Below are 10,240 nucleotides of genomic sequence, written 5' to 3'. Positions count from 1 at the left end.
GTGTGGTAGTGACTCAATCGTTCAACGAAGCACGCGAGATGCTGCGCTGCGCTCTGCATGACGTTCCTTCTTCCCCCATTCCCTCCTTCCCTCCTCCCCCATTTCTCCCCTACCGTACTTTTGCCCCATGCCCAGCCCCCTGACCGCCCTTTCGCCCCTCGACGGGCGCTACGCCCGCGCCACCGCGCCCCTCGCCGCCCGCTTCTCCGAAATGGCCCTGATGCGCTACCGCGTGCTGGTCGAAGTCGAGTATTTCATTGCCCTGGCCGAGTTGCCGCTGCCTCAGCTGCAAGGCGTGGCCGCCGAGTCTTTCCCCGCCCTGCGCAAGCTCTACGAAGGGTTTTCTGAGGCCGACGCCGAGGCCATCAAGGCCCACGAAGCCGTGACCAACCACGACGTGAAAGCCGTGGAATACTGGCTGCGCGACCGGTTCGCGGCCCTCGGCATGGGGGCGTTTGTCGAGTTCATCCACTTCGGCCTCACCTCGCAGGATATCAACAACACGGCCATTCCGCTCAGCCTGCGCGACGCGCTGACGGGCACGCTACTACCGGCCTACGCCGAGGTGCGCAACCAGCTGGCCGCCCGTGCCCGGGAGTGGGCCGCCGTGCCCATGCTGGCCCGCACCCACGGCCAGCCGGCCTCTCCCACCCGCCTGGGCAAGGAAATTGAGGTGTTCGTGGCCCGGCTCGACGCCCAGGTGGCGCTGCTGGCCCAGGTGCCGTTCGCGGCCAAGTTCGGCGGGGCCACCGGCAACTTCAACGCCCACTTCGTGGCCTACCCGCGGGTGGACTGGCACGCCTTCGCCACCGCCTTTGTCAACGACCGGCTGGGCCTCGCCCGTTCCTTCCCCACCACCCAGATTGAGCACTACGACCACCTGGCGGCCCACTGCGACGGTCTCAAGCGCCTCAACACCATCCTGCTCGACCTGGCCCGCGACGTGTGGCAGTACATCTCGCTTGGCTACTTCCGGCAAACCATCAAGGCCGGCGAAGTGGGCTCTTCGGCCATGCCCCACAAGGTGAACCCCATCGACTTCGAAAACGCCGAGGGCAACCTGGGCGTGGCCAACGCCCTGCTCGAACACTTCGCCGCCAAGCTGCCCATCTCCCGCCTCCAGCGCGACCTCACCGACTCCACCGTATTGCGCAACCTGGGCGTGCCCCTCGGCCACGTCCTCATCGCCCTCGGCGCCCTGCAGCGCGGCCTGGGCAAGCTGGCCCTCGACGAGTCGGCGCTGCACCGCGACCTGGAAGCCAACTGGGCCGTGGTGGCCGAGGGCATCCAGACCATCCTCCGCCGCGAAGCCTACCCCGACCCCTACAACGCCCTCAAGACCCTCACCCGCACCGGCGAAGCCATTTCCGCCGCCAGCATCCGCGCATTCATCGACGGCCTGGACGTGAGCGAAGCGGTGAAGGAAGAGCTGCGCGGAATCACACCGCATAGCTACGTAGGGCGGTAGAGCGCAGTCGCGCTGGTGGTCGAGTGTTCTTTTTTGGGGCAGTTTGCGCGAGTTATAAGCGCAGAGGCACCTTTTAACCCCCTAGCTCTCCGTTTTTAACGCTATCCTGGAACGTACACTGACCCTCATCTCACTGTGCGTGGCCCGGGATTTTTTCGTCCTTATTCACCCCGCCTCCTCCCAGCAGCCGCCCGATTTCGGTGGCCTCAAACGTCAGCACGGCCAGCCGCAGCGCGAGCATTGCCGCGGCGTTGCCTTCGGTGCGCACCGTGGCGGCGGCCCGGCGCTCCCAGATGGTGAACCGGACCTGGGCCAGCTCGTCAGTGGCCGGGAAAGTGGTTCGTAAGCCCGGCATGGCTTGCTGCCGCAGCCGGGCCTGGGCCAGTCGGGTCTGGCTACGGGCGAGTTGTTGGCCTAGCGCCTGGGCTTGTAGCTCCAGGCTCCGCCGGCGCAGGTCGAGGCCTTCCCGCTCATCGTCCGAGAACGCCGGGGCCAGGGTGGAGCCGTCGGCGGGCTCAGCGGGCAAGGCGTCGAGCAGCCACTGTAGGCGCTTCCAGGCCTCAAATGGCAGCGTCCGACCGGGCCGCTCACTCATGCTCAGCACCGTGCGCGTCACGTCCAGCAGGTCGGCCACCTCCTGTTGGGTGAAGCCGAAATGCGCCTGGATGCGCTGCAATAAGGTATGATGCGCCCGCAGGCCGCGGTGGTGAGAGAACTTGCGCATGAGCAGAGTACTGATAAAGTGTGTAGTGGCCGATGTGGCAATTTTTTATGCCACACACAAAGTTGCCACACTGAACGTGGCAACTTTGTGTGTGGCATAAAAAATTGCCACGCGATAACTTGCCACATCCTGGCGCGAGCTTGGGTCGGCTAATAGCAGACCGCTCGCCGAGACCTCGCGCCAGCAACACTGCCCCGCGCCGCACATAGCAAAGCGGGAATACTAATTTTTATAGAACATTCCCGTCCCAATCTTCCCCTACCTTTGCCAACGTCCAGGCGTGTGCTTGGCCTTAAACCCTTTTTTCTGTATGCTGCTCCGCTTCCGTTATTTTCGCACACTCGCGGCTCTGGCCGCCATTACCTCGTTGGGCGCCTGCTCCAAAGATGACCCCAAGCCCAACCCCACCGATGCCGTTGGCATGAGCTGGACCGTGGACGGCACCAACGTGACGGCCAACACCGCAGTGGCTCAAGCATCGGGCAACGATGTTATTATCGGGGGTGCTACCAGTGCCACTGGCGGCGTCTTTCTTGAAGTGCCCAAAACCGCGGGTACGTACACCCTCACCAGCATGAGTGCCCAATCGGCTAGCTACGTCGTGACTCCTACCCAGGGGGCAAGTAAAATTTATGATTCTACTTCCGGCAGCATCGTGGTGAGCAGCGTGTCAGCCACGAACATCATCGGCACCTTTACCTTCACCGGTACAGAATCGGGAGGCACTGCCACGAAGACGCTGACAAACGGCAAGTTCAACGTCAAGCTGTAAGCTACAACAGGTATTTCGCTTGACTGCCGCCGTTGCCCGTCCGGGTAGCGGCGGCTTTTTGTTGGGCGGCGCTGCCTGTTACTTTTACCGGCTCATCCGCCCCGCCGCCCTTGCCTTCTTTCTCCGACCTCTCCCTGCGCCCCGACTGCCGCCACTTTCGCGGCGACCTGCCCTGCCGGCCCAACAAAACCGACGGCTACGTGTGCGCCACTTGCCCGGTGTACACACCCGTTACCCAGCGCATCCTCATCATCAAGCTCGGGGCCATTGGCGACGTCATTCGGACCACGCCGCTGCTGCGGCGGCTGCGCGCCGAGCGGCCCGGCTGCGCCATCACCTGGCTTACGCTCACGCCCGCCATCCTGCCCCAGGCCGAGATTGAGGAGATTTTGAAGTTCGACTTTGCCAGCGCGTTGCAGCTTCAGGCCCGGGAGTTCGACGTGGTTATCAACCTCGACAAGGAAAAAGAGGCCTGCGCCCTGCTGAATACAATTCAGGCCAAAGAGAAATTTGGCTACGCCCTGCGCCCCCACGACGGCGTGGCCTGGCCCGTGAATGCGCTGGCCGAGCACAAATTCCTCACCGGCGTGTTCGACCAAATCAGCCAGGCCAACACCAAGCCCTACGTGCAGGAAATTTTCGAACTGTGCGGGTTTGATTTTCGGGGTGAGGAGTACGTGTTCGACACCCACGAAGACCAGGGCTACGACTGGGGCCACCTCCCGCCCGCCGGGGCCCGCGTCGGCCTCAACACCGGCTGCGGCGACCGGTGGACCACCCGCCTCTGGAGCGACGAGAAGTGGATAACCCTCATCGAAAGCCTGCAAATGGCCGGCTACATGCCCGTGCTGCTCGGCGGCGAAGCCGAAGCCGCCCGCAACCAGGACTTGCACGCCGCCACGGGCGCGGCCTACCCGGGCACTTTCCCCCTGCCCCGGTTCATCAACCTGATGCACCAAATGGACGCCGTGGTGACGCAGGTGACCATGGCCATGCACATCAGCATTGCCCTGCGCAAGCCCACCGTGCTGATGAACAACATCTTTAACCCCCACGAATTCGACCTCTACGGCCGCGGCCGGCTCGTGCAGCCCGACAAGGACTGCGTGTGCTTCTACCGCGGCACCTGCCGGCTGGGCACCAGCTGCATGGAAGACCTGCCCGCCGAAAAGGTGCTGGCCGCCGTGCGCGCCAGCCTGCCGCTAGGGTAGCTGCGCCGCGACTCTGGCCATGCCCTCGGCAGTGAAAGAGTCCACGGCCCGGCGCCAGAGGCTTTCCAAGCCCAGCAGGCGGTGGCGTTTGCCGGTGTAGCGGGCCGTCAGGGTGGCTATCAGCCAGGTTTCGTCCCAGCCCGCCCACTCACCGGCCACGCTGAGCAGGTTCGCCCACAGCACCGGGGCCACTTCATCGTAATTCATTTGCCGGATTTCGGGCCACCCAAAGCCGCTGGCCGCGCACACGGCGGCCATGCGCCGGTAGTCTTCCTCCTGCAATTCCACGTCCAGGTACAGCTCGGCAAGCACCGCCCACACCGGGTGCCGCCGCGGGGCATCGGGCACGGGCGGCCGGGGCTTCACCGGCCCGCCACCTCTTTGAGCGCGGCCACCATGGCCGGCCACGAAAACTTGGTTTTCTCGGCCCGCACCCCCGCCGTGAACGCCGCCTCCCGCTGGTTGGCGTAAAAGTCCACCACCGCGTCGGCAATGGCCTGGGCGGTTGGCGGCACCACGTAGCCCACCACGCCGTCCGGTATTAGCTCGGCCAGCCCGCCCACGTCTGTCACCAGCATGGGCCGCTCAAAATGATAAGCTATTTGCGACACGCCGCTCTGCGTGGCGTTTTTGTAGGGCTGGACAATCAGGTCGGCGGCGCAGAAATAGTCCACCACCTTTTCATTGGGAATAAAATCCGTCGCCCGCACAATCCGGTCTTCCAATTGATGGCGTCGGATTAATTCCTCATACGGCGCGGCATCTTCGTAAAATTCACCCGCAATAATTAGCTTAATGGGCAATTCGGCCAGGCGTTTATCCGCCAGGGCTTCCAGCATAATATCCAGCCCTTTGTACGCCCGAATAAACCCAAAAAACAGCAAATACCCCGTCGTATCCGGCAGCCCCAGCGCAGCCCGCGCCACCGACTTAGGCTTAATCGACCCGAAATTGTCGTACAGCGGATGCGGCCGGTACAGCGCTGGCTTTCGTCCGAACCCCAGCCGCCGCAAGTCGCCCAGTACGCTGCGGCTCATGGCCACGAATCCGTCGCAGGCGCTGAGAAAGTAGCGCGTCAGCGGCCCGTCGCCCGGCCGTTTCTCGTGCGGAATCACGTTGTCGGTGATGGCCACCACGCGGGTGTGGCCGTTGCCCCGCACCAGCCGCGCCACCGTGCCCAGCGCCGGCCCCATAAACGGCAGCCAGAAGCGAAACACCACCACATCGGGCCGCTCGGCCCGGAGCCGCTGCCCCACCCTGAGCCAGGAAAGCGGATTCACGGAATTCAGGCTCACCTCAATGGCTACGTCTGCCGGGGGGGCTTCGGTGCTGAACTGCGTTTGACCGGGAAACAGAAAATCCGGATACTGCAGCGAAAACGTCACGATGCGCACTTCGTCCCCAGCCTCGGCAAACGCCCGCGCCAGCCGCTCATTGTACGTGGCCAGCCCGCCCCGCAATGGGTAGGCCGGCCCGATTATCACGACCCGCATGAAATCAATTAAAAATTAAGAGTTATAAATTAAAAATGGCACGGTGTAATTCCCTCTGGCAATATATTTTTAATTCTTAATTTTTAATTGATTTTCTCTCGCACTAAATAGTCGTTTCGCCGCGGGCCGTTCAGTTGCACCATTTCCGCCAGAAAACCGGACAGGAAAAGCATTACCCCTATAATTACCGCCGTTAGTGCGAGGAAGAACAAGGGCTGGTCCGTCACGTTGCGGGCGCGTAGGTTATGCAGCGAGAGCCACACTTTTTCGCCCACTACCCACAGCGTCAGCAACATGCCAATCAGGAACGACAACGTTCCCAACGTCCCAAAAAAGTGCATCGGCCGCCGCCGGAACCGGCTCACGAACGTAATGCTGGCCAAATCCAGGAAGCCGTAGACGAACCGCTCCAGCCCAAACTTGGTCACGCCGTACTTGCGCTCCTGGTGCTGCACCACCTTTTCCCCAATCTTGCGGAAGCCGTTCCACTTCGCAATGACCGGAATGTAGCGGTGCATCTCGCCGTACACCTCGATGCTTTTCACCACCCGCTGGTCGTAGGCCTTCAGTCCACAATTAAAATCGTGCAGCTGAATGCCCGAAATCCAGCGCGTGGCGCCGTTGAACAGCTTGGTCGGGATGGTTTTGGATAGCGGGTCGAACCGCTTCTGCTTCCACCCGCTCACCAAGTCAAATTTGTCTTCCGTAATCATCCGGTACAGTTCCGGCAATTCCTCGGGCGAATCCTGCAAGTCGGCGTCCATGGTGCACACCACGCGGCCGCGCGCCGCCTCAAAGCCCACGTTCAACGCCGCCGATTTGCCGTAGTTCCGGTTGAAACGGATGCCGCGCAGTGTCGCGTCCTCGCCCGCCAATGCTTCGATAACGGCCCAGGAGTCGTCCGTCGAGCCGTCGTCAATCAGCAGCACTTCGTAGGAAAGACCCTTTGCTTCCAAGACCCGGGCAATCCAGCGCGTCAACTCGGGCAACGATTCTGCTTCGTTGAGCAGCGGAATAACGATGGATAATTCCACCGGGAATGTTGCGGCTATTTTATTCAAACTCGGGTTTTGAATGCTTGGTAAAGGCCGACACCACCAGCGCAAACAGGAATCCAAGCAGCAAAGACCCTACGACCCCAAACACCACCAGCCAGCCCCCGGAGCTAAATTTTTGCGCCATGTTCACGGCCGCGTCGATTTGCTCGTCCGTCATCTGCCCCTGCTCTTCCATCTTGGTCCGCGTTATTTCCATGGCGCGGCCCATGTATTGCGGGTCCACAAAAGTCATGTACACGTAGCTGAAAGCGGTGGACAGCACACCCGAAATCCCGCTCATGACGGTTCCGATGGCCAGCCCTTCGGAGTAGTTCATAAAGCCGCCCTGGGCCTGCTTGTAGGCGTTGTGGGCCAGCACCATGGCCCCAATCAGAATAACCAGCGCCAGCCACCGCACCGGCGACTGGTCGGATTGAGTCACGTACAAGACGAAGGAAAATAGTATGCTGACCAGGCCCGTTAGCAGGCCGTAACGCAGCCCCACCGAAGTGGTCGACACAGCAGTAGCGTTTGTTTCCATGGGAATTTAAGTGAAGTGAGCCGAAAGTAAACGAATTTATTCCCGCAGAAATATTCCGGCGGGCAAGGCGAGCACCAATCCTAGCAGCAGAACCTGGGTGAAATTACTAATTGCCATGTTTCCAACCGTGATGTTCCGCGCGTTATTTAATTGCTGCCGCCGCTGCTGGTCGTTGAGCCCCACTTTCGGATTTTCCCGCTGCTGAGCCCGTACTATCTCCAGCACTTCGGCCCGGTTGCGGGCCAGGGCAGCTTCGCCGGCCCCGCGTGCCAACCCCAACACGCCCCCCGCCGAAATCACGGCGGCCGTGAGCACCGTCAGGCCACCCACGCCCAAGGAACGCCCCAGACCCGGTTTCGCCGGTTTCAACTGCCGCCGCAATTGCCATTGGCTCGCCACGGCTGTCAGTGGCACCAGCAACTGCGCCAGTATCTGCTTGGGGCCGAATCCATTGCTGCCCGTCAGGTGCAGCCCCACCATCCACACCACGCACGCCAGCCCCACGCCAGCCCCGAAACGCAGCCCCAGTCGCCTCGCCAACCCCGCGCCCGAATCCAGGGTGGAGGTGCTCGGTTCGGTGGAGGAAATAGCCATGGGTAGCCAGTTAAAGCGGCAAGATACGTCCTGCGCCCGCTTCAATCGAGAGCTTTGACAGCCTATGCGGCGCGGTTCACTTCGGGGGGGCGGTTTCCGTAACGCAGCAGCAGTGCTTCCGCAAGCAGGCAAGCCAAGGCCACGGCCAAACAATAGCGCCACAGCGGCTGCTCCGTTCGTCCGGCCTGGAACTTTGCCAAGGCCACTCCGTCCGCATCACCTTCCAGCACCCGAATGTTGGGTCGGTTCGGCCCTATTAATTGCCGCAGTTCAGCGGCCGAATACGCTGCGAGCTCCGATTCCCGCTTGTCCTGATTAAATGCCACCGTAGTAAGCAACTGGCCGCGCCGTTGTACCTGGTAAAATCCGGGCGCATTCATTCCCACGGGCACTTCCAATCGTACATCCTGGCCCAGCACCCTTTGCGCCGGAATCAGCGTCACGCTGTCTTTTACAAAGCGAAAACTTGCCTCGTTCCGGTCTGCTGATTCTGCGGCCTTGGTCTCACTCGGCAGCCGCAGTGCAACCGTGCCCTGAGTCAATCGGTAAGCCGGCAGTTGTTCGTCGCGGTAGCTCAGCATAGCCATCCGGTACAGTACCGGCACAAATAACGCGTGCCTTGTAAAGTCCGAGTACCCCGCAGTAAAAGGCGCCGAAAAAACATAGACCTTACCCGGCCCGCTCGTAAACTCCGCCAAATAACTTTCTCCATCCTTCAAGCGAAGAATGTCCGTACCCGTCCGCGACCACCGCAGCACCGGGGCTGCCCGCGGCATGGTTACCCCGCGTTGCTGTACCCCAAACACGTTTCGAAAAAAAGGCTCCTGAGGGCTGGGCATTGCCACTTCGCGCAGTTCAGGAGCGGCAGATTTGGCTTCCCATTGCACCGCCCCCAGCCCCAACTCCCAGAAAAGCTGCTCATACGAACTGTGACCAGCAACGGCAGCTGCGGGCACTACCACCACGCTGCCACCCCGCGCCACCACCGCCCGCAACGCGTTTCGCATCCCGGCTTCCAGCTCACTCACTTCGTGCACCACCACCAAGCTGGCTTGCCGCATGGCGTTGTAGTCCACCTGCTGCGGCTTTGCGAACGAATACGTAAAAAGTGGCTCATTCGCGTACAGGCGTTGCGCCACCGGCTCGGGCCCCACCTCCAACACCCGGATGGCCTTCGCGGGTTGCATGGTGAAATAGAACGTATTGTCAAAGCGAACCGGATTATCTTCCGTCACCACGCGGCCCAACGCCAAAGCTCCGTCATTCAGTTGCAGTTGCACCACAGAAGTCACGGCCTGTCTTGGCTCCACCGCCACGCGAAAGGCTGCCACCTGCTGAGCCCCTAAGAACACCTTAACTGGGCAATTTTTCAGTGGTAAGGTTCCCCCGTTTCGCAAACGGATGCGCAACCCCACATTTATCCGAACGCGCACGAATGCGTCATCCAGCCACACGCTGTCCACATACGCATTACCAGACCCAGTCCCCACAACAGGGGCTAAAATTATTGCGCGCCTTTTACCCAGTTGCTCTGCTTGCGCAGCACTAAACTCGTTTTTCTGGAAGTCCGAAAATAAATACACCGACTTCGCATCAGCGCCGCGTCTACCTATCGAACTATTAATTGATAGCAATGAAGGCTGGACCGAAAGCTTTAATGCGTTTAACTTTTCCTGGTAGTTCCCCACTCTATTTAATTCACTGCCAGTGTTCAGTAATTGCAACTGCTCTCCACCTGAGCCCAATTCTCCTAATCTCCCCGCTTGTACAACTGCTTCTTCTAATAGTGATTTTTGCGCAACACTTGGTTGCTGCATACTAAATGAATTGTCTACCACTACTCCCACACTGTTGGCTCCAAGTGATTCTTTATCATCCGCTGCACGAATGAAAGGCTGACCAAAAGCAAGTACAAGAGCCGCAATGGCTAAAACCCGTAGGAGCAGAATAGCAAGGTTTTTTAGATTGCGCTGACGCTTAGTTACCAGTTCAAACTCTCGAATGAAAGAAGTATTGGTAAACAATAAGCGTTGTGGTCGACGCAACTGTAATAAATGTATGACAATAGGCGCGCCTACTGCCAATAGGCCGACCAAAAACCAAGGATACACGAATTGCATGTTATTGTACTGAGCAATTTATTTACTATTTTAGAGAATATTTATAACTAAAGAATATTTATAACTAACTACAGCAAGTTGCTATCATTTTGTTCAACGCCTTTCGAGTCACGGTCTAAGCGCCGCGGGGGGTCGGGGCGGGGGGTGGTAACGCACAACGCCCCGGCGGCTGGGGGCAGCGGCGGGGGCGTTGGGGAAACAAGGTTGGCGGCGACCGACTCTCCCACCGGTGAAGGCAGTACCATGGGCGCACCGGGGCTTAACGGCTCTGTTCGGAATG

General features: G+C 60.3%; 10 protein-coding genes. 3 read left to right on the top strand and 7 right to left on the bottom strand.

All coding sequences use genetic code 11. The features are described from left to right. Positions 1 to 127: 127 nt before the first annotated feature. The gene (gene purB, locus RMO51_RS04270; protein ID WP_310392325.1) at positions 128 to 1,468 is read left to right on the top strand and encodes an adenylosuccinate lyase; all 1,341 of its coding nucleotides are present in this window, start codon (positions 128 to 130) and stop codon (positions 1,466 to 1,468) included. Positions 1,469 to 1,598: 130 nt separating this feature from the next. Here the strand turns inward: purB and RMO51_RS04265 are convergent, their stop codons facing one another. Beyond that, the gene (locus RMO51_RS04265; protein WP_310392324.1) at positions 1,599 to 2,192 is read right to left on the bottom strand and encodes a hypothetical protein; all 594 of its coding nucleotides are present in this window, start codon (positions 2,190 to 2,192) and stop codon (positions 1,599 to 1,601) included. A gap of 310 nt (positions 2,193 to 2,502) precedes the next feature. On the opposite strand from RMO51_RS04265, the gene RMO51_RS04260 reads away from it, so the two are divergent. After that, positions 2,503 to 2,964, top strand: coding sequence for a DUF6252 family protein (locus RMO51_RS04260; RefSeq protein WP_310392321.1), 462 nt, complete (start codon positions 2,503 to 2,505; stop codon positions 2,962 to 2,964). A gap of 110 nt (positions 2,965 to 3,074) precedes the next feature. Beyond that, a complete protein-coding gene (locus RMO51_RS04255) occupies positions 3,075 to 4,175 on the top strand; it encodes a glycosyltransferase family 9 protein (protein WP_310392320.1) in 1,101 nt (366 codons plus the stop codon). Here the strand turns inward: RMO51_RS04255 and RMO51_RS04250 are convergent. The 6 genes from RMO51_RS04250 to RMO51_RS04225 form a co-directional block, all read right to left on the bottom strand. Further along, positions 4,167 to 4,523 (bottom strand): hypothetical protein, encoded by a 357-nt coding sequence (locus RMO51_RS04250; RefSeq protein WP_310392317.1) that lies wholly within the window; start codon positions 4,521 to 4,523, stop codon positions 4,167 to 4,169. The two genes, RMO51_RS04255 and RMO51_RS04250, sit on opposite strands and share 9 nt — an antisense overlap. Positions 4,524 to 4,537: 14 nt before the next feature. After that, positions 4,538 to 5,668: a glycosyltransferase gene (locus tag RMO51_RS04245; protein ID WP_310392315.1), complete on the bottom strand. Its 1,131-nt coding sequence runs from the start codon at positions 5,666 to 5,668 to the stop codon at positions 4,538 to 4,540. A gap of 83 nt (positions 5,669 to 5,751) precedes the next feature. After that, positions 5,752 to 6,702, bottom strand: a complete 951-nt coding sequence (locus tag RMO51_RS04240; protein WP_310392313.1) for a glycosyltransferase family 2 protein — start codon at positions 6,700 to 6,702, stop codon at positions 5,752 to 5,754. A 19-nt stretch (positions 6,703 to 6,721) separates the two neighbouring features. Then, complete coding sequence (locus RMO51_RS04235) at positions 6,722 to 7,246, bottom strand: DUF4199 domain-containing protein (protein WP_310392310.1); 525 nt, start codon at positions 7,244 to 7,246, stop codon at positions 6,722 to 6,724. Positions 7,247 to 7,282: 36 nt separating this feature from the next. Next, on the bottom strand, positions 7,283 to 7,840 hold the full coding sequence (locus RMO51_RS04230) for a DUF4199 domain-containing protein (protein WP_310392309.1): 558 nt from the start codon (positions 7,838 to 7,840) through the stop codon (positions 7,283 to 7,285). 62 nt (positions 7,841 to 7,902) lie between these two features. Beyond that, positions 7,903 to 9,960, bottom strand: coding sequence for a BatA domain-containing protein (locus tag RMO51_RS04225; RefSeq protein ID WP_310392307.1), 2,058 nt, complete (start codon positions 9,958 to 9,960; stop codon positions 7,903 to 7,905). Positions 9,961 to 10,240: the final 280 nt, after the last annotated feature.

The sequence above is a fragment of the Hymenobacter sp. genome (assembly GCF_031398885.1).
Taxonomy (GTDB): domain Bacteria; phylum Bacteroidota; class Bacteroidia; order Cytophagales; family Hymenobacteraceae; genus Hymenobacter.
This window is presented reverse-complemented; position numbering and strand designations above follow the sequence as displayed.